The sequence below is a fragment of the Paenimyroides ummariense genome, assembly GCF_900115115.1.
Classification (GTDB): Bacteria; Bacteroidota; Bacteroidia; order Flavobacteriales; family Flavobacteriaceae; genus Flavobacterium; species Flavobacterium ummariense.
The window spans coordinates 129,397-148,858 of record NZ_FOVI01000002.1; the positions used below are offsets into that span (position 1 = coordinate 129,397).

Here is a 19,462-nt window from a genome sequence, read left to right on the forward strand (position 1 = left end):
CGTTAGTTGATAAAATTATTTATTTATTAATTTGCATTGTCTAACAAAAAACACATGGAATTTTTAAAAAAAGTAGTCTGGTTTTTTTGGAAACTATGGTTCTATCTCATAATATTAGTGGTAATTCTGCTACTTTCACCTTTTTTGATTATTTCATTATCAACCGATAAGTTTTACCGTTTCTTTTTTTTATTGGCAAGAATTTGGGCTTATGCGGTATTTTATGGCACAGGTTTTAGAAAATCGATCATAACAAAACAACAATTCGATCCTACTAAAAGTTACATGCTTACGGCAAATCATACGTCAATGATGGATATTATGCTGATGCTGATTCTTGTTAAAAATCCGTTTGTTTTTGTAGGAAAGAAAGAATTGGCAAAGCTGCCTATTTTTGGATATTTCTATAAAAAAGCCTGTATTTTGGTAGATAGATCAAGTGCTGTAAGCCGACAAAAAACCATGATTATGGCAGCAGAAAAATTAGCAAAAGGTTTAAGTGTTTGTATTTTTCCCGAAGGTGGTGTGCCCAATGATGAGTCAGTTATTTTAGATGATTTTAAAGATGGAGCTTTTCGCTTGGCAATTGATTTTGAAATTCCGGTGGTTCCAATGACCTTCATCGGATTAAAAAAGATGTTTCCGTTTAGGTTTTTTGCAGGGCATCCCGGAAATGTGTTCATTTACCAACATCCGTTTGTTGAAACCAAAGGATTAAGTCAGCGCGATAAACCCGAACTAAAATACCAAGTACGTGAATTGATCTTACAACCCTTGTTAAAGCATGAAAAAAATAATCATTCGTAGTTTAATAGCAATTGTTTTATTGGCTGCAGCTGCTTTTTTGATACTTAAATTCGTTAGACCACAACGCGAAGTTTCTCTTGAAGCTAAAGATCGATTTATATTAAACTCCGATAAAGCAAAAGAATTTTTAAAACAAAATCCCGATTATAATCAAGACGTTGTTCTCTTGGCAGATATGGCTATTAAAAGTCGTTACAACCGCTTTTATGTGTATGATGTTAAGAACGATAGTATTTTGCACGAAGGTTTGGTGGCACATGGTAAAGGATCAAATACCGGAACCTATGGGGAACTGCAATTTAGCAATGTGGAAGGCAGTAATATGACATCGTTAGGAAACTATAAAGTGGGAGTAGATTATGTAGGCAGATTTGGAAAATCGTACAAACTGCATGGTTTAGATAAAACCAATGACCAAGCTTTTGCGCGTTACGTGGTTTTGCATACCTATACGTTTATGCCGCACGAAGAACAATTAGTGCCCATTATAAATAGCGAAGGCTGCCCAATGGTGAGCAACGAAACTTTTAAAATTTTAGAAAACATTATTGACAACAGCAAAAAACCTATTTTGTTAAGGATTTATTATAAGTAACACGACCGGTCATCCTGAACTTGATTCAGGATCGCACAAGAATCACTGCTGCTCAAAGTCAAGAGACTTTGCGGAGCGGAGAGCAATGAAGCTAAAACAAAACTAATTTATGCTCCAAACTGCTGTCATAGATAGTTTTTATTCTTCTACTTTTTTGAATAATGCTAAGTGATCCAATAATTGAATATTTCTTCCTGCTCCTTTTATCGGTTCAAATAATTTTATATCAATAGGTAGTGGTTTTAAAAGTTCCGATTTGTTGTTTTTTAGACTTTTTATTAATGTAGAATTTATTTTTGCAGGATAAGTTATTGTAAATAAGTTTAAAGATTTTACAAAATAAATTAACCATATTAAGTCATATTGGTTATCCTCAATATTCTTCATCTTCTCGTTTAATAAATTCTCTATTATTAAATTAATTTTATTTATTCTTCGAATTTTACCACTATTTGCATTAATTATTTTTTCAATAATACCGAGGATTTGTGGAAATGATTTATTTCTTCTCTCTTTTAACATTAATAATAAGCTTACAGCTTTAAGTAAATCTTTGTCTTTAAAATTAAACTTAAGGTCTTTATTCTTTAAATATAGTTCGCTTAAAAATCTGTCAACAACTCCAGTTCCAGGATACTTCTTGTCAACTTTAAGTGTACCACGAAACGAACTTTCAAATCTTTTATAGCTTATTTTTTTCTTGTATCTGAGTGAGAAAGGTTGATATTCGGCTGTCCATTCTCTAAATAATCCTTCTGGTAATTCATCAATTTGAGATTTACTTTCATTCAAAGTTAAGTTGAATAATGACATTTGTTTCTGCAAAGTTTTAATTATAAAATTTGCATCTTCTTTAGATTGACATAAGAATCTGTAATCATCCTTAAATCTAACAGCTAAAAAATCAATTCCTTTAGAATCAATAATTTTCGAACATTCGGTATCAACGGTACTTAAGATTATTTCTCCAATCAAATCTGTTATTGCAGGTCCAATTGCTATGCCATTTGTACATCCGTCATTTGCGCTTTGAAATAAACGATCAAGCTTTAATCCAAGAAAGTTCGTATAGTCGGTTCGATTTCCTTTTTTACGAATTATTGCTTTTGTGTGTATAGCCCAAGCAATACTATGAGTATATATAGATGGATAAAAGTTCTTAATATCTGTTTTTAAAACATATTTGTAATTATAAGCTTCAGCAACTAAATCATTTTCTGCCATTTCCAGAAACTCATAAATCATTCTCCCAGCTCTCAAATCTCCTAGAGAGCCTTCTGAATTTTTTGTAATTGGTATAGGAAAGCTATATGAATAGATTTTATTATTTCTTTGGAATAATGTTTTTATTATTAAATCCCATTCGTTCATTAAATACCAAACAATATCATGATAAATCTTCGGAGCAATTATTCCAAAAGTTCTATCTGTTAGATTTGTCTTAGGAAATGAAAGATTTAATAATTCAGATTTTTCTGGATCAAATTTTGGTTGAGCACCAGTTGTATCAACACTATAATAGGGAAGATCTTTTAAATCAAATTTATTAACTTTAAAACTGGGAGGTACAACATATTGCTCTGGAAAATAACCTTCTTCTAAAAGCCATTTAGCAATAATATCTTCTGGAATCATTTTCAGAAGTCTTTTTGTTTCAAATGAGTGTTCTCTTGGTAATGACATGATCTTTAAAATTGCCTATAACATCCAATTATCGGTAATTACTTTGTAGATGCTTGTAAATAAAGGGTTTTAGCTTACTTTATTTTTAGAAGTACAACATAAGTACAACTTTTGAGAACCTTTTTACTTTACAAATATTTACCGTATAAAAATAGTTAATTACAAGCATTGGAACGCTATACATTTTCGTTTTTTATCCCTGTTTCTTCTTCCTATTTCTTCCACCAATTGCAAATTTAATTCAAACACTTTTGTGTTTTCGGTGCGTTAGCACCGTATTACACTGCATTACAACACCTTGTGTATTGTCGATAAAAACGAAGAGAGTGAACTTTGTAAAAGCTGCAGCAAAGTATTTATTAACTCTTTAATTTTTAGTAAAATGGCAAGACAAAAAGGACTTATGAAGTATGTCGGAACGATTGGCGATGTGCGACACTTCAAGATAAAAGGTCAAAAAGGATTTTTCGCCGGAATGGTTGGCGGTCCCACCGCTGAACAAATCAAAACTGCTCCCGAATTTGAACGTACCCGTGAGAATATGAACGAATTTGGTGGATGTGCCAGAGCTGGCAAATCGGTAAGAACCGCTCTTTCTTCGCTGATGTCCAAAATGGCAGATAGCAAGGTTACGGGACGTTTAACTTCTGTAATGAAGAAAATCAACTTAGAAGATGGAACGGAAGCCAGAGGCTACCGTAAAGTCGAAATTTCAACCCAAAGGACCTATTTGTTAGGTTTTGAGTTCAACAAAGGAATTTCTCTAAGTACGGTTTTCAATGCTCCGTATGATGTAGAACACACTGCAGGGCGTGAAAGTGCCGATTTTATCGTTGCACCGTTCAATCCTGTGGATCTGATTGCTTCGCCAATTGGTGCTACGCATTTTCGCTTGGTTAATGCATTAGCGGTTATTTCCGATTTTGTTTATAATGCAACTACAGGAACATACGATCCTGATGACATTACAAACAACGAACTGAATATCGTTGAATATTCGGCTTATATTCCTTTGAATACGGATTATGCAGGCGGAACATTAACCGCTACACTTCCGGGAACTCCTACACTCGGAGCAAACGTAACGGTTATTCAATGTATCGGTATTGAATTCTTCCAGGAAGTTAACGGTACTTATTACACGCTCAATTCGGGTAACAGTTTACGCATAGAAGATGCCTTTTAAACAAACTAATCAAAGCCTTCTGTCAAGAGGGCTTTTTGTTTAACCCTTAAAATCAAAAACGATGCGTACAAAAATCATAAGAGTTGCCGAAGGCAAGCAAAGTACATTAAGCCAATTATACATTGATGATATATTTCAATGCTACTTACTGGAAGATAAAATCCGTGATGTCAAAATACCAAAGCAAACCGCTATTCCAAAAGGAAATTACACATTAAGGCTCAACACCTGGGGTGGAATGAATGCCGAGTATCGGCAGAAATTCCCAAAGTTCCACAAAGGAATGATTGAAATTAACGGACTTCCGAATTTCAGTTTTGTGTATATCCACATTGGAAACACATACCGACAAACCGCAGGCTGTCCGTTGTGTGGTTTCGGTTTTGAAATGGTTAATGGCGATTACCAGGTATTAAGAAGTAAAGATGCTTATCAGATGATCTATCCAAAGCTTTTAGCCTTAGCCCAGGATCAGCATAACGGCATCAGTATCGAAAACAATTTTCAATTTTAAAATTCAAGACAATGAAAAAAGATAGTTTAAATTTTGTAGAGCGTGTGAAAGCTCCAACTCCGAAATGGTTCAAAACTATTCGGAACGTAGGCATTACATTAACAGCCGTAGGCGGTGCAATTTTGGCGTCTCCCGTAGCTTTACCTGCAACGATTGTAACGGTAGCCGGTTATGTGTTATTAGGCGGAACGGTGGCGACTGCGATTGCTCAAACGGCAATGAGTTCCGAAGATAAAGACAAAGAAAGTCCTGAGTAATCAGGATTAATTTTTCAAATTTTAAATCCTGTCCGTTTGGGCAGGATTTTTTATTTTACTTCACTCGTTTTCAAATCAGGTGCGGTTATGTGTCCTTTATATGGCTTACATTATGCCTTTAAAGGATAAAACAAAAAGCTATCTCTTCAAATGTCTTGAAATGTAAATGTGTTTCAATTCTGAAATCAAAAGTAGTTGCTCATACATTGCACGTTCTTTTTGCTCTAAAGCTTTCACTTTCTGAACATCATTGGTAAATACTTGTTCTTTGCCTTTTACGTAATTGATTTGTTCAAAAATGAAGTCTTTAAAATCGTTTATGCGGATAAATGGAATGACCGAACCAACTAATAGTTGATGAAAGGCTTCTGTTTTCCATAATCCAAACAACATACTGCGGTAAACATCCAATTCCTGTGCATTACGGCAGGAAATAACAAAGCAATTCGGGCAAGGTATATCTAAGGGCTTACCAGTGTTTAAGCCTTTAGATAAAGCATAAAATTCAAATGCTGATTTTTGATTTTTCGGATTATAAGTAAAGATTTTAATTGCTTTCATATCGCATCACTTTTGAGGTTAGCTCCGCTTTTTTTATTGCTGTGGCTCAAAACCAAAACTTTTTTACAAAGAAAAAAACAGAAAAAAAAGAAAGCCGTTTCAAAGGTGGCGGGGCAAAAAATCCAAAAGGAAACGGAATAAGTCCCAAAGGGTGGCAAGGCAATGAAAATCACTTTGCGAAGCACCTTATTTTCCTTGCCATTATGCCGTAGTCTTTTGGATTTTTTATTGAGCGTTGGCACTGTGCGGAGCCACCTACTTTTGCTTTCCTTTTTATTCTTTTTTCTTTTGGAAAATGTCCGATGACTTCCTTTCGAGCGTTGGCAATGGGGCAAACACTCCGCAGTAAAAAATAAAGCATACCATTATCTGAAGCGTGGGAAAAAAGCAAGGGTATGAGGTACGAAATACGCTTGCTGTGCGGTGATGTAATAAGGTGTGAACGGAATGGAACGAAATAAATGAAGGTAAATTTTCTTTAGCTTACCAAAATGGGATGTAGTGCAATGAGTGAACACTTTATGCAGCACATTGGCATAATAAAACTCTAATGCTTTATTTTTTTACTGCACCGCTGAAATGGGTGGTGGGGAGCGTGGCAAAGAAGCGAGGGCTGTGCGTTGGGAAGAAAAAATACGGCTTCTGAACCCCGAAAAATATCAGCATTGGATTTTGAGCGTAGGGATATTTTTTCGGGGTGAAGACTATGGCATTGGATATTTTACATAATGTTATTATAGGACAGCCTGTGCGGTTGGATGCTTGCATAAGCGAGGGAAAAGGCTGTGCGAAGCGAACCTATAATGCCACATTATGTAACTTAGCTTCCGCCGATTTGCATACTGGCATAAACGGAACGGTGGTGGTGGTTGGAGTGCAGTGTCTTTTTGCTTTGTTTTTTAGTGTTGGACAGCTCTTTGCCACCGCAGGAACGAGGATGGCAATGTGCTGTGGAGCGTTGGCAAAAAACAACGCAAAAAGTATGACAGTTGCAAACGGCGGCATTGCCATAGAAGACAGACTAAGCGTTGGCTTTGTGCGGTTGGGTCTGGCTAAAGCCGTATTTTTTCTTGGCGTGGGCAGATCGTGGAAAAATAGAAATTATCTCAATGATTATCTATCGAAATTTTCTTTTATAATTTTAGCAATTTCTTCTGTTTCTCTTAAGTTTCTTCCAGTTGTTTGAATAATAATACCGTACCCAGCACTTTCCCAATGAAGAACTATTTCAATTTTTCCATCAGGAAATACTTTTCTAATCAACTCTCTGTCATTCGGATTAAATGGAAGTGAATTAATGATTGATACTACATATTTAGATTTTACAAGCCGTTTAGAAAATGTTTTTAACTTATCCTTTCCGTGATCATCTCTTAATGAAATACTTTTACTGCTGAAATTTACGGGCGTTCCTATTAATTCAAGTTCTCCGGAATAAATTAAGTTTTTTTCAACGTCATTATTAGATATATGGTCTTCACCTGTTATGTTGTTAACCAACACATCCTGAATATTGAAATCATCATCAATTATTTCTTTGAATGAAATCTGAGGAAAATTCCAACAAAGATTTGTGTTCAAACTAATAGAAACTTTATCTTTTAAATAGCCAATTGCTAAGCCAATACAATATTTTTCTATTATTCCTACGCTTTCATTGTGATAATAAAATTTATTTAAATGCATTATCTGTTCCTCTAGAACATCTTCTCCAAAAGGTCTTTTTATAAAACTTAAAATAGTATTTTTTTCTCCTTGATGTTGTATTTCATATGCCCATTGAGTAAAACTCTTCCCATTAAGAACTGATATTGTACCTATATTAGTTGGAAATAAGATATGTGAAAAGCCATGCTTTTCCTTAACAATAGCAAAGACTTTTAGCATATTGATAAAGCTAGATTTAAGCACATATTCATTCTCTGAATATGGTAGAAAAGATACTTCATTGAATACAACTTCCATTATAGTAATTTTAGAAGTTGATTACTCCATTCATCCAAGAAGTCCTTGGGATATTCACTTAATTCCCCCTTATTGTCAATAGCAATTTCTACAACGTTCGAGAATTGTTCTTTATCTGTTGTTATTTTTTCAAAATACAATACACTAACATTTTCTTTCGAGACACCTCTCTTTTCATCTTTTGAGTGAAATTTTTTAGTTGCTACTCTTATTCCATTTAATATATGATCACTATGAGTTTCAATAAATATCTGTGCTCCAGATTGTGCCGCTAAAGCTATTAATTCACCAAGTTTTGCCTGTCCTTTTGGATGAATATGAGATTCTGGATTTTCAATAACAATGATTTTACCTTCTTCTGCTGTGAGTAAGGCCAATATTATAGGCAACACATAAGAAATACCAAAACCAACATTTTTTGGTCGAAAAGCATTTGTTTTGGTATTAAGTAAATCAAATTGATAATCAAGAATTACTTTATTTATTTCAGGAACATACTTAGTATTTACAGATATTCCAGGGGATACTTCTTTTAACCAAGCATTGATTTGATCATTTAGAATATTTGATGATACAGAACTGTGTTTCAAGTAATCTTTCACTTCATATTCCGAACCAAATACGTTGATAAAATAGGCAGCATATTCACCTAATAATCCAAGCTGTTTCTTATCTGAAACTACAATACTTGATGCATCATAAATATCCAGAGGTCCAACCCTTTCAGCACTTATATATTGAAATAATTTAGTTTGCTCTCTAAAATATTGCATTTGATCTTTTGCAAAACCATTTTCTGCTTCGAGCTTGTCTTTGTCACGTTGATAAATAAATTTCCAAGAGAAATTACGTTCGTCAAAATGAATTCCAAATTCTATAAAGTCTTCTTTCGCAAATTGATACAGAGCATCTCTACCTTGTCCAATTTCTGCTAATAAACCATTAAGATCAAGTATTCTTTCTTCTAACTTATCACTTTGCATAAGCAATAAAAGCATCTGTATAAAGGAACTTTTCCCCATACCATTAAGCCCCATCAATACGTTAAGGTTTTTCACAGAAACATTGATGTCTTTTAAAGACTTAAAGTTTTTTATTTCAATTTGATTAATCATACTATTAACCTAAAAATTCATTGATTATATTATTAAACTCTCTGTGTCTTAATAAGACATTTGCTCTACCTCCGGTATTACTCACTAAAGAGTCAGCAAACTTATTATCTATAGCTTTGTAAAACAGACTTTTGAACTTAGTCTTGTTTTTACGCAATAGATCTTGATCACTATTGTTCAATTTTGCAAAATGTACAGACACCACTTCAAATAAGGCTTTATTGATTCTTTTATAATCTTTGGACTTACAGAAGGCTGAGTCTCCAAATATATCTTTGGACAAAATCATTGCTTTTTTAAATCTATTCTCTATATTTTTCTTTTCTTCTACAGAGCTTTGAGCTAATTTATCAAGAGCTTTATTCATATAAGTGTCCAAATCCTCTTCGTATTTATATTCTGATTCATAGTCCAAAATATAGAACGCAATAAACCTATTTATGAAATCTCTATCAAGCATTCGCTCAGACTTAATCTTTCTTCTTGTAGCGTCTAAAAACTCTTTACTTTCTGCTAACTTTTGAAGGTAAACAGCAACATCTTGATGCATTGCGTGACGTATCTCCTGGTCAGATAAATTCAATCCTCCGGTATTAATCCTTTTAAAAATATTAAATTTCACATCTGGATCACCTTTTTCCAAGACATAACATTGTAAAGGGGTTTCGTTAATTTGCCTTTGCAGAGGTCTATCCAAATCATCCCATCCTTTTCCTTCATATTCTTTGAGAAATTCTAAACCTGTAAGTTTTAATTCTTTGGTAACAATGAATCTTTTTAAACTAGTAAGCCGCTGTAATCCATCAATCACTAACCATTCATCCGGATTACTTCCATCAAAATAAAAAACAGGAAGAGGGAAACGAATTAAAATAGATTCTATTAACCTACTTTGTTGTTCATCTTTCCACAAACCTTCTTTTCTTTGAAACTCCGTATTAAGTTTTATTTCCCCAAATTCTATCCTCTGAGCTATAGAATATATAGGAATTGTTTGAGGACGAATAACTATTTTATTAGGATTAAATGGTTTCTTCATTCCAGTACCTTTATCCTCATTCTCTATAGAATCGTCTATTTCACTGTTAAATAAATTCACTTGTTCCATATTTTACAGGCTAAAACCTTGCACTATTTTAAATTACTAAAGAGAAACTTATTTTGACTCATTGAATACATTTGTCAATTCCTCAATTGCTTCTTTTGCTAATGGCTCTTCTTTTATAATGCTATACATTTGATCAGCTAACCATAATTTTAAAAGGCTGTCTATGTCAATATCTAAAACCTGAGCAAAAATTTCAATAAACTCTTTCTTTGCTTGACGTTCTCCTCTCTCTATCTTACTCAATTGAGGAGTATCAATATTAAGAAGAGGAGCTACTTCTCTTAATAGCAATCCCTTTTGCTCTCTTAGATTTCTTATTTTCTCACCAAATTTACTCGCCATACTTAAGTTTATAATATAATGACTTGTCAATTATTGGCAAATATAATTAATCATAGTGAATTAATAACCTGAAAAAACATCTAATCTTTAGAATGCTTATCAATATACTTCCCATAAAGCAAGAGTATAAATATCCCCCAACTCTCTGTACATACTTTTAATCGCTCAACCCATTTAGATACTATTTCCATATTCATTACCAATTGATAATCTTCTTCATCTCCTTTTGGTTCAGGAAAAATATGGTCTTTAATATTGATCATTGCTTTAAAATATTCCTGCTCTTCTTCACTATTGACATAACTGTCTTCGTCAAATGGAAACATATTTATCCATTCAACTAATGAATCTAATACTGCTTGAAAAGATTGCTGTAGCTCTAAACCTATTTTCTGTATGTATTGCTGTAATTTCTCTTGGTCAGATTCCGTGAGTTCAATTTCATCAAACAACCTCAAATCGTAAAAGTGATCTGCTAACAGAAGTACTTTCCCATACGCTTCCGTAGCTTTAGTTATATCATTAAACTCCGGATATAAATTTGACCATCCTTCAATATTTAAATTTTCAATTATTTTTGCTTCAATCGGTTGTGAAATCGAATTAATGAAAGATAATTCTTCAAACAACTTATCTTTTATGTTGTATAATCTTACTTCATTCCATTGATTGTTTAGGCTTTTATTCTGAATGGTTTGGATAAAATAAAAATTTGAAAACCAGAACTGCAGCATCAAATATTTCAAACTTGTATATTCAGGACTATCTATTGTCTGTTGTACAATTTGATAAGCTTCTTTATAACCCATCAACGTCCAAAAAGGACTTTCTCCGTCAATTAAAACAATCGGCTTATTATCTGTTGTTTTGTTATTTATGTATCTGACTGAAAAAGAGTTGGATTTTGAAGCCTGCTTAAAGTCCTTTATGATTTTGTTTTCAAAATCTGATTTAAGCTTCAAAATCCGTTTCGCTGAACGTTCTCCTTTACTATTGTTATTCAAAAAATCTTTCCATATTGAAGCTGTAGTAAATAAGGTATTAGTTTCAATTTTTGAATGATGTGTATTATCAATATTTCCTAAGATGGTTTTGTACTGACTATTATAAACTTGAAGCTTTTCAATTGCATTGTAAAGGTTGATTTGAGATAAACGTTCGGTATTCTCATCGTGTATATGCTCTTCATCAGTTTTTAATTTAGCCTTTGAATATAAAGTACCAGCTGACTGCTGGATAAAACTTTCTATATCTCCTTTAAAATCAGAAACACTTTTAAAGAACAATTCGTATTTCGATTGCAATTTTTTATTGCGTTGTTCTCTTTCATTTTCATTGCTTGTTCCTCTTTTCTTACCACCATAAATACCTAATGGTTCTGTAATAGATTTAGGTTCTTTGATACTTTCCGACCTTTCAAAAAGTATATTCTGCATAATAGGAACTACGGGCATATAGTTCACACTACCTTTAAACAGTTTCTCAAATGAGGTATTAAACTCGTTGATTTTTTCTTTGATGATTACTTCCCACTGGTTTAGCTGATTTCTATATTCATTCCAATCATCTGGTCTTAGTTGATATTCATATAGTTTGATAATTGTGGAATTGATATTTGCCCATTCTTCTAAGGGCATATTTTCGATAGGCATTGTTTTGTGTGTATCATCATAATCTACTGCTAAAGTTTGTAAGCGATGACCATATCCCTGAGAATTAAATTGTTTTTTATCAGGAAGAGCTGTTCTGATAATATCTAAAATATCTACAATGAAATCATTGGTCGATCTTTCCACATCATTTTTTAGAATATCAATGATGTAATGTACATTCACCTCGTTGTCGTCTACAGATAAATGGATTACATCAAATTCTCTTTTTATTTGTTCGATGAAAATGTCAACATACTTTTTTCTTATCATATCCAGTTCTTCCGAATAAGAGTACATACCTAACATCAATTTAGATAAGCTTTTGCTGTCCATTACTTTGAATGAAGATTCAAACTTAATCTCATCAAATAATGGTAATTTTTCTTTGTTGTTAGGTATATTTTTAAGCCAAAATAAGACCTCTCCAAAAGATTTCCACTCAAAGGTTGTTGAAGGAACTTCTTTAGGAAAGTCAATTTGGTTGATGGCTTCAGTTGCTAAATTGAAAACATTTTGATTTGGTAATAATCTCTGATTGATGTCATTTATTTTCTCTCTTCGATCATCATCTACTTTGAGTATATCAAGCATTCCATTTCTGTCGTAATTGCTTCCAAACATAAAATCCGTAAACATTGTCCAGGCTCCGCCACAAATGGCTCTACATTCATCTATAACTTTACGGTTATTTTCAACATAGCTTTTACTACCCAGCCATATAAAAGATTTTAATATTGAAGCATATACAGACCAATTCCTTGCAACAACTTTAATGTTTAAATCGGCAATAAATTGATCAGGCTTTAGTATTTCAAGATGGAACATTTGTAATAAGAACAAGTACAAATCTTTCTCGTCTATCAGCGGAATACATTTATAGGCATATTCCTTTTTGTAAGTTGTAAACTCATCAAAAAGTATTTCTACCAACTTCTGAGAACGAATTAGATGTAACCCCTGAATGTACTTTCTATCTAATGATTTCTTAACCAAGTATTCATTTTCTAACTTTTCGATTATAAATTGATAGTCGATATCAGAATCCAATTTTGATACATCAATATTAGCTCCTAAAGAGTCTGCAAGGCTCACAATTCTTAAAAACTCAATCTGAGGATTACGACCTTGATCGCTTTCGTTACGCAATTGCTGAATCTGTTGTTTCAGTTTATTTTGTAACGAGTTCCCCTGAGTAATAGAATATACGAATTCTAACAACGGAGCATCATCACCAATTTGAATCCAAGCCTGTTCAAAGTCTGTAAAGTGTGTGATTTTATTTCGTTCATTTAATTTAGTGTAAATGATTTCAGCTTCTTCTTTCGACAGGGATAAGTCTATTTCTTTATGCTCAAATTCTACACCGACTGCTGATGCCCTGTACCAATCTTCATTCCTAATGGCTACTAAAAACCTAATATGATTTAAATGGGCAGACTCTTTTATTATTTGTAGCCAATATGTTGAATTGGGATTTACATTGATTACAAATACGGTTGGAACTTCCAGTTTCTTACTTATAGAAGCAATAGCTTGAATTGATTGTTGGGTTGTAACAGGATCTTGCTGGATATTCAATTCGTAAGAAAGCGAGTCATTGACATAATTATGAACATACCCATATAACAAAGCTGTCTTTCCCTGTCCAGATGCACCTTTCAATATGATGGTATTATTTTCTTTTATCTCATCATTTATTGTTTCGAGATATTTTTCTCTAGTAACATCAAGACCTAACAAAATGTGTTCATACCTCGTTAAAGTCGCATTGTAGAATTCTTTTTCTAAAAGGGTCTGATTAGTATTCTCTGTAGAAACCTTATGCAATGGTTTTAAAACTATTCCATATTGATTGTGAACAGCAATTCGCTCCGTCATATATATCGCAAAATCCTGAATCTTGCTGTAAAAATCTTTAGTAGTTATAGGCTGTTGTTTCTCTGCAATAAATTGCAACCAATTCAATAAAAATCCTATTGTAGGAATGGGATCAACTTCAGGGAAGTTGCTTTTAATCAGTTTTTGTATTTCGTCTGCAATCTCTTCCTCACTAATCTCTGTAAATTGGGTTTTACTTTTTACTAATTTCCATTCATCTGCCGTTACCTTATATTTTTTCAGCGTTGTTTTCTCTTTTTCAGAAATAGTATCTTTATGTTTCCCCCAATTTTTTAAGTCTTGACTTATTTCACCATAAGAAACCAGTATAGGAGTTGCTTCGGAATATTTAGCTAAAAACCTCTTAATAAATGAAGTCTTATGGTCTGATAGAACATCAGATAATGTAATTGTTTTTCCTAAATTCTTTAGCTGTATGGCATATAAAAGTTGACCATTATTATCCAATACATCTAAATCTTCTTCTCCTTCCAGTCTAAACACAAGGTCATTTGACAGGGAGGATAGGATATAATGTAATGAATATAAAAATTGGGTTCTATAACCACGTAAGGCTGCTATTGCTGACATTAGAAATTTTGAATTGAAATATTGTTAGGCTATAAATTTACGAATATAGTTTTGCTCCTAATTACACCTGATTAAAAAAGTAAGTAGGATAACCTCATTTGCTGAAAAAGATTTTTTGTTATTCCGTAGGAATACAAAAACGGATTTATCGGGATATAATAGTGTAAATGGGTGAACTATTAAGATTAGTTTGCTTTGATTGCGTTTGTTTTGGCTTGATATTTTTCGGTAGAAAAAAATGAAAATGTTTGTGACGAAAAATGCTTATCCTACTTATCCACTCTAACAAACGTAAACCAATGCAATCTGTACCGTTACGGATTATCAAACGAGATGCTTGATTGTTCGGGTGGTTTTGGTGGTGGTTCTTTTTCTTTGTTCTTGTTTTCGACTTCTTCCCAAGTAAGTTCTTTTACGGCATACACATAACCGTTCTTTTTGGATAATCGCAGATAGCCATATTTCTTTAATGCTTTTCCCAATTTCATTACCGTTCCGTCTGTTACGTTGAGTTTGGCTTTGTCGGCTAATTTGGCTGCGATTTGTGTGGTGTTCAGAAAATTATTAGCGGTATCTCTGTCTGCAATCTCAAACCAAGTTAAAAGCAATTCTTCTTCGGGGCTTCTGATTTGGTATTGTTCATTATTAAGGTTGATTTCTTTTATTTCTTCCTGATTGAACCAATAACGGAAACCGTCTTTATAGAGTTGCCTTGCCTGTGCATACGCTTGGTTGATGTCAATGCTATGTGTGTATTCGATATGCTCTACTTCAAAACATAAAAACCTGCGTGAACCTGTAGTGTCATTCAGAAATTGAGCCGTATTTACACTTCCTGCGAATGAGGCTCTGCGTGGTAAGGTTTCATTGTTGTGTCCGTAGGCTTTACGCATACGAATATGTGTTTTTGTTATCAGTTCTTTGAGCGTTCCTATTTCGGTACGGTTCAGGTTTTCGAGTTCATCCAGATTGATGAGCATACATTCGGCTAAGTGAATTAAGGTATCTTTGTTGTTTGGGTTAATGGTTCCTGAAAACATATATTCTTTGAGTTCTCTTGGTATCAATCGTTCGATCCAGGTTGTTTTTCCTACGCCTTGTTTACCGCTGAATACAATTACGGTTTGATTGATGGCTTTTTCATTTGTGACACAAGCTACCATTGCTACAAACCATTTTTTGAAACAGATTTGCCATAATTCCTGCTTCGTGGTTTTAACTGTATTGGCTAACTGAGTGATATAATCGACCTCATCCTCATTGGTTTCCAGTTCCTGAAAATAATCACGGAACGGATCATATTGCTGACAATAATCGGAATGCAACAGATTTCGCAGAGTATTGATGTTGCATTTTACTTTTGCTTTGAGGATTTCTCTTAGAATAGAGTTTTCTACAAAATCGGTAATCGGTTTCCAGAGATTGGCTTTAATTGTTTTGTATTCGAGCTTTCCGGTTACGATATTGTACCGAAAGTTGTATCGATAATCCAGAAATGTTTCTAAACGGTCAATATAACTCGGCTTTTCTTCCTCCTCTTCAATATCCTCATTTTTCGCTTTATTGCTTTCTGATTTTGAAATGGTTGGATTACTGTTTTTACTGTGTTCATCAGTATTGCTGTACGCACTTTTTACCGTTGCCATTACTTCATTAGCATCATAACCGTAATCGGACAAAATATATCCTGTAGCTACTGCTAATGGAACACCTTTCCGATTGAGATTATTTGCCAGCAGATGTACAAAATTGTTCCGATTTCCATTGATATAACTTTCTTTCTTTTCTGTAAATCGAATGCAATGTTCATATACCGCTAAATAATCATTGTTGATAGGCTCTGTTTTAAATGGTTCGTTTGTAAACGCTGTTTGTGTTGGTTCTTGCTTGATTACCGGATAGATTTCTGCATTTTCATTTAAATACAAATCGGTATCGTACGAAACAAAACACAATCTTGTAACGTCTTTTCCAGACTTATCAATCGGAAGTTGAAGCAACTCTTCATAATACTTTTGTAATAGTAAAAACGCTTCTTTGTGGTTTTCCTGTGATGAATTGACTTTAACCAAAATCTTCAAACCATTGCCCGAAGGGCTTGTAAAGCAAGAAAAAGTATAAGGATTTTCTTTTGCCAATGCTTTAGCATTCTGTAATTGTTCTTTGGAAAGTTTATCAATATCCAGTACCAATAGAGGATTGTAGGCGGTCAGATATTCGGGTTTTCGTCCGCCTTTAAAGGTTGCTGATGGAGTGAAAGCAGGCAAAGATTTCTTTGCCCTTTCGTATGCTTCCATTTTGTTTTCGGCTAATGATTTTCGCAGATAGGTAATTACATTGATGTATTTGCCTGTCTTGATGTCGTGGAGTACTTCAATGATTTTCTGGTTTTGCACGACCTCATTGAAGTTCTGAAAGATACTTACTACCATTTTTTAGACGTTAGATGTTAGACATTAGATTTTAGACTTATTTCTTTGAAAAAGCCTTGTTATAATGCTCATTTAAGAGTTTTTCTACGTCTGAAAGTTTGTAGTAAATCTTGTTTCCGACCTGAGAGAACGAAATACGACCTTCGTCACGCCAGGTTTGAGCGGTGCGTTTGGAAATCTTCATCAGTAAAAGAAATTCCTGATTGTCTAAGAACGTATCTTTCTTGGGTTCGTTTTTGGCATTGATACGTTTTACGAGTTCGTCCAGTTTTTCGATGATTTCAGTGTACTGGTCTTTGGATAAAATTACTGCTTCCATTTTCTTTAATTTTTAAGATTATGAAAGCAAAGGACTGCAACGGTACAAAGTCAAAAAATCCCGAAATGGTCTTTCGGGATAAAATTTATTTACAGTAATTTATCAATATCTATCCGCTTATGCGGTTTGGGGCGTTTATCGGATTTAGAAGGTGTGATAACGGTTTTGATAGTTTCGGGACTTAATTCCTGTCCGTTTTTATCTACGAAAGAGTTTACGATTACTGCAACAAAATCATTGATATTGCCATCCAGAATGGGTTTACCGTTTACAAATAACTCTCTGTGTAACTGGTAAAATATATCAACGAGCTGATTGATGTTGCAGTTGATTTTTAGTTTATTGAACGGAATGCCCTCCGCATTTTTTCTCATTTGTTGCTTAGAAAATTCATCGGTTAAACGAATTAAATGCTGTATCTGGTCTATCTCCTTTTGACATTGGTCTGAATAATCGGGTAATTTAGGATTGATGAAATCTATACTTGCCTGTTCGTAATCGAACTTCTCATTGGTCAAAAACATTATCTTTTCGGTGTAATCTTCCATACCGTTTACTTTACTTTTTACTTCTCTGAATGAAAAATATCGTTCCTCACATTCGGCATTAATGTACTGCATCGGTGGTTTTCGTTTTATATGTCGATTACGAATTAGTTCTAATTCTTTTCTTTTACGCTCGATAATGGTGTAGCATTTCATCATTCGGCCACGCTTAGTGGTATTTACGAATAACTCCTCATTTTCAAATAACAGTTTTTCAACCTTATTTATCCATTTCAACGGATCGGTTATAAATTCGCAATGGTACGAAAAGAAATCAGGTAACTGTGCATACGATAACTTGACTATTTTATTGATTAATTCCTGACAATAGGCATGGTTATTTAGCACATTCTCCTGTAAAATATCAAACAAAACATTTACTGACCGTTCCTTTGGGATGGCTGTCAGTTCAGGGAATTCTACCGATTGTTTTATCTGATAACGTTTGGGTATAATTCATTGTAGTATTAAATTCTCCTTACTCTGTACTCCGCCACCTAATGCCCTATATAAATAAATCAGGGACTGATACTTCAAAAGGCGCTCGTTTGTCATCTGTAGCTGTGCCGATAATAGAGCTTGTCGGGCGGTCAAAACATCTGTATAATTGGTTGAATTATGGTACAAAAGCAGCTTTCGGGTGTGTTCCAATGCCTGCTCTAATTTGCCCAGTTGCGCTGATCGCTGCTGTTCCTGACCGGATGCCGAATGATAATTGAACAAAGCATCTGATACCTCCTGACCGGCAACCAATACTGTTTTCCGAAAATGGAGTTCTTTCTCCCTGTAATCCGATTTTGCTAATTCAAGCCGGGTTTTATTTAATCTTTTAGAGAAAACCGGTTGCAATAATCCACCGCCCACATTGGCGAAAAATCCGGAGGGCGTAAACCAATTGGCTATCCCAAAATTAGTAAACCCACTTGATGCGTTGATGGTCAAAGACGGATAAAACGCTTTTCTTGCCACATTAATTTCTTCAAAATAAGAGGCTAATTCAAATTCGGCTGCCTGAACATCGGGTCTGTTTCGAAGCAATTGCACAGGAACTCCGATATGTACATCCGGAAATAAGGGTTCGGTTTTGAATGTACTCCGGCTGACGGTTGCCGGCGACTGCCCAAGCAATACATTCAATGCGTTTTCTATCGCACGTATTTGTCTTTGTACAGCAGGAAGCTGGTTTTCAGCTTCGAGATATCCTGCCTCACTTTGGGCAACTGCGGCAGCAGTAACGATGTTTGCCTCTTTAAGTTTTTTCATTGTCTCGGCTTCTTCCTTACGGACGCCTATGGTTGTTTCAAGAATATGCACCTGTTCGTCCAATGCCAGCAATTGGTAATAATAATCTGCAGTTTGTGCGATCAGTTCTGTTTGAACCGCTTGTTGGATTGACTCTTCCCGGAGTAATTTGTAAACCGCTGCTTTTTTCCCGTTTTTTAATTTGCCCCATAAATCTATTTCCCAGGCAGTTCTCAATCCGATCTCATAAGTGGTGGCATTTTCTACAAATCCAAAACTTTGCGGATAAGCCATCCGAGACTGCTTCACTCCTCCGTCAATAAACAGTTGAGGAAAGAACGCTCCTTTGGACTGTGCTAAAAGGGATTGGGCTTTATGAATTCTTTCTAACCCGATTTTTAAATCAAGGTTGTTTTTCAAGCCTGTATCTATTAATTTTTTCAATTGCTCATCGCTAAAGAAATCCTGCCAGGATAAATCAGCCATATTGAGCGTGTCCTGCACCTCATCCGCACGGTACAAAGACTCATCGATATGTGTTGTTTTTATATAATTTTTGTTCGTCATACAAGATGATAACAAACTGATGAGAGCCAAAGCAACTATATATTTAAAATGTAATTTCATTGTTTGATCTGTTGAATTAAGTTTTACGAAAAGGATTCTTCCG

At 34.2% G+C, this 19,462-nt stretch carries 17 protein-coding genes; 6 read left to right on the forward strand and 11 right to left on the reverse strand.

Annotation, left to right across the window (positions count from 1 at the left end):
• Positions 1-54: 54 nt before the first annotated feature.
• Positions 55-807 (forward strand): lysophospholipid acyltransferase family protein, encoded by a 753-nt coding sequence (locus BM253_RS02255; protein WP_091518407.1) that lies wholly within the window; start codon positions 55-57, stop codon positions 805-807.
• Positions 785-1,402: a murein L,D-transpeptidase catalytic domain-containing protein gene (locus BM253_RS02260; protein ID WP_091518409.1), complete on the forward strand. Its 618-nt coding sequence runs from the start codon at positions 785-787 to the stop codon at positions 1,400-1,402. Before BM253_RS02255 ends, BM253_RS02260 begins: the two co-directional genes overlap by 23 nt.
• A 138-nt stretch (positions 1,403-1,540) precedes the next feature.
• On the opposite strand, the gene BM253_RS02265 is transcribed toward BM253_RS02260, so the two are convergent.
• Positions 1,541-3,037, reverse strand: coding sequence for an RNA-directed DNA polymerase (locus BM253_RS02265; protein ID WP_245758429.1), 1,497 nt, complete (start codon positions 3,035-3,037; stop codon positions 1,541-1,543).
• A gap of 430 nt (positions 3,038-3,467) precedes the next feature.
• Between BM253_RS02265 and BM253_RS02270 the strand changes: the two genes are divergently transcribed.
• The 3 genes from BM253_RS02270 to BM253_RS02280 all read left to right on the forward strand — a co-directional run bounded on the left by BM253_RS02270 (position 3,468) and on the right by BM253_RS02280 (position 5,042).
• Positions 3,468-4,271, forward strand: a complete 804-nt coding sequence (locus BM253_RS02270; protein ID WP_091518417.1) for a hypothetical protein — start codon at positions 3,468-3,470, stop codon at positions 4,269-4,271.
• 61 nt (positions 4,272-4,332) lie between these two features.
• Positions 4,333-4,785 carry a DUF5675 family protein gene (locus BM253_RS02275; RefSeq protein ID WP_091518420.1) on the forward strand — a complete coding sequence of 151 codons (453 nt, stop codon included), beginning with the start codon at positions 4,333-4,335 and terminating at the stop codon, positions 4,783-4,785.
• Positions 4,786-4,796: 11 nt separating this feature from the next.
• Positions 4,797-5,042: a hypothetical protein gene (locus BM253_RS02280; RefSeq protein ID WP_091518423.1), complete on the forward strand. Its 246-nt coding sequence runs from the start codon at positions 4,797-4,799 to the stop codon at positions 5,040-5,042.
• A gap of 138 nt (positions 5,043-5,180) precedes the next feature.
• On the opposite strand, the gene BM253_RS02285 is transcribed toward BM253_RS02280, so the two are convergent.
• Complete coding sequence (locus BM253_RS02285) at positions 5,181-5,603, reverse strand: DUF6943 family protein (protein WP_091518427.1); 423 nt, start codon at positions 5,601-5,603, stop codon at positions 5,181-5,183.
• Between the two features lie 706 nt (positions 5,604-6,309).
• On the opposite strand from BM253_RS02285, the gene BM253_RS17160 reads away from it, so the two are divergent.
• Positions 6,310-6,789: a hypothetical protein gene (locus BM253_RS17160; protein WP_143095568.1), complete on the forward strand. Its 480-nt coding sequence runs from the start codon at positions 6,310-6,312 to the stop codon at positions 6,787-6,789.
• Here BM253_RS17160 and BM253_RS02300 read toward each other — a convergent pair.
• From BM253_RS02300 to BM253_RS02340, 9 genes are all read right to left on the reverse strand, one after another.
• Positions 6,717-7,568: a hypothetical protein gene (locus BM253_RS02300; protein ID WP_091518435.1), complete on the reverse strand. Its 852-nt coding sequence runs from the start codon at positions 7,566-7,568 to the stop codon at positions 6,717-6,719. The genes BM253_RS17160 and BM253_RS02300 overlap by 73 nt on opposite strands.
• Positions 7,568-8,683: an AAA family ATPase gene (locus tag BM253_RS02305; RefSeq protein WP_091518439.1), complete on the reverse strand. Its 1,116-nt coding sequence runs from the start codon at positions 8,681-8,683 to the stop codon at positions 7,568-7,570. The genes BM253_RS02300 and BM253_RS02305 overlap by 1 nt, the downstream gene beginning before the upstream one ends.
• A gap of 4 nt (positions 8,684-8,687) precedes the next feature.
• On the reverse strand, positions 8,688-9,791 hold the full coding sequence (locus BM253_RS02310) for a DUF262 domain-containing protein (protein ID WP_091518442.1): 1,104 nt from the start codon (positions 9,789-9,791) through the stop codon (positions 8,688-8,690).
• Between the two features lie 48 nt (positions 9,792-9,839).
• On the reverse strand, positions 9,840-10,133 hold the full coding sequence (locus tag BM253_RS02315; protein WP_091518803.1) for a helix-turn-helix domain-containing protein: 294 nt from the start codon (positions 10,131-10,133) through the stop codon (positions 9,840-9,842).
• 80 nt (positions 10,134-10,213) lie between these two features.
• Positions 10,214-14,254: a hypothetical protein gene (locus BM253_RS02320; protein ID WP_091518446.1), complete on the reverse strand. Its 4,041-nt coding sequence runs from the start codon at positions 14,252-14,254 to the stop codon at positions 10,214-10,216.
• Positions 14,255-14,568: 314 nt separating this feature from the next.
• Positions 14,569-16,686 carry a virulence-associated E family protein gene (locus BM253_RS02325; protein ID WP_091518449.1) on the reverse strand — a complete coding sequence of 706 codons (2,118 nt, stop codon included), beginning with the start codon at positions 16,684-16,686 and terminating at the stop codon, positions 14,569-14,571.
• Between the two features lie 37 nt (positions 16,687-16,723).
• Positions 16,724-17,005, reverse strand: coding sequence for a helix-turn-helix domain-containing protein (locus BM253_RS02330; protein WP_013634519.1), 282 nt, complete (start codon positions 17,003-17,005; stop codon positions 16,724-16,726).
• An 89-nt stretch (positions 17,006-17,094) separates the two neighbouring features.
• On the reverse strand, positions 17,095-17,922 hold the full coding sequence (locus tag BM253_RS02335) for a hypothetical protein (protein WP_218154359.1): 828 nt from the start codon (positions 17,920-17,922) through the stop codon (positions 17,095-17,097).
• A gap of 84 nt (positions 17,923-18,006) precedes the next feature.
• Positions 18,007-19,419, reverse strand: coding sequence for an efflux transporter outer membrane subunit (locus BM253_RS02340; protein ID WP_091518455.1), 1,413 nt, complete (start codon positions 19,417-19,419; stop codon positions 18,007-18,009).
• Between the last annotated feature and the right edge of the window lie 43 nt (positions 19,420-19,462).

Excerpts from the sequence above, each read along its gene's own strand:
- BM253_RS02270 (WP_091518417.1), top strand. The coding sequence starts at position 3,468 with ATGGCAAGACAAAAAGGACTTATGAAGTATGTCGGAACGATTGGCGAT.
- BM253_RS02310 (WP_091518442.1), bottom strand. The coding sequence starts at position 9,791 with ATGGAACAAGTGAATTTATTTAACAGTGAAATAGACGATTCTATAGAG.
- BM253_RS02285 (WP_091518427.1), bottom strand. The coding sequence starts at position 5,603 with ATGAAAGCAATTAAAATCTTTACTTATAATCCGAAAAATCAAAAATCA.
- BM253_RS02275 (WP_091518420.1), top strand. The coding sequence starts at position 4,333 with ATGCGTACAAAAATCATAAGAGTTGCCGAAGGCAAGCAAAGTACATTA.
- BM253_RS02330 (WP_013634519.1), bottom strand. The coding sequence starts at position 17,005 with ATGGAAGCAGTAATTTTATCCAAAGACCAGTACACTGAAATCATCGAA.
- BM253_RS02300 (WP_091518435.1), bottom strand. The coding sequence starts at position 7,568 with ATGGAAGTTGTATTCAATGAAGTATCTTTTCTACCATATTCAGAGAAT.
- BM253_RS02340 (WP_091518455.1), bottom strand. The coding sequence starts at position 19,419 with ATGAAATTACATTTTAAATATATAGTTGCTTTGGCTCTCATCAGTTTG.
- BM253_RS02305 (WP_091518439.1), bottom strand. The coding sequence starts at position 8,683 with ATGATTAATCAAATTGAAATAAAAAACTTTAAGTCTTTAAAAGACATC.
- BM253_RS17160 (WP_143095568.1), top strand. The coding sequence starts at position 6,310 with ATGGCATTGGATATTTTACATAATGTTATTATAGGACAGCCTGTGCGG.
- BM253_RS02255 (WP_091518407.1), top strand. The coding sequence starts at position 55 with ATGGAATTTTTAAAAAAAGTAGTCTGGTTTTTTTGGAAACTATGGTTC.
- BM253_RS02320 (WP_091518446.1), bottom strand. The coding sequence starts at position 14,254 with ATGTCAGCAATAGCAGCCTTACGTGGTTATAGAACCCAATTTTTATAT.
- BM253_RS02265 (WP_245758429.1), bottom strand. The coding sequence starts at position 3,037 with ATGATTCCAGAAGATATTATTGCTAAATGGCTTTTAGAAGAAGGTTAT.
- BM253_RS02325 (WP_091518449.1), bottom strand. The coding sequence starts at position 16,686 with ATGGTAGTAAGTATCTTTCAGAACTTCAATGAGGTCGTGCAAAACCAG.
- BM253_RS02280 (WP_091518423.1), top strand. The coding sequence starts at position 4,797 with ATGAAAAAAGATAGTTTAAATTTTGTAGAGCGTGTGAAAGCTCCAACT.
- BM253_RS02260 (WP_091518409.1), top strand. The coding sequence starts at position 785 with ATGAAAAAAATAATCATTCGTAGTTTAATAGCAATTGTTTTATTGGCT.
- BM253_RS02315 (WP_091518803.1), bottom strand. The coding sequence starts at position 10,133 with ATGGCGAGTAAATTTGGTGAGAAAATAAGAAATCTAAGAGAGCAAAAG.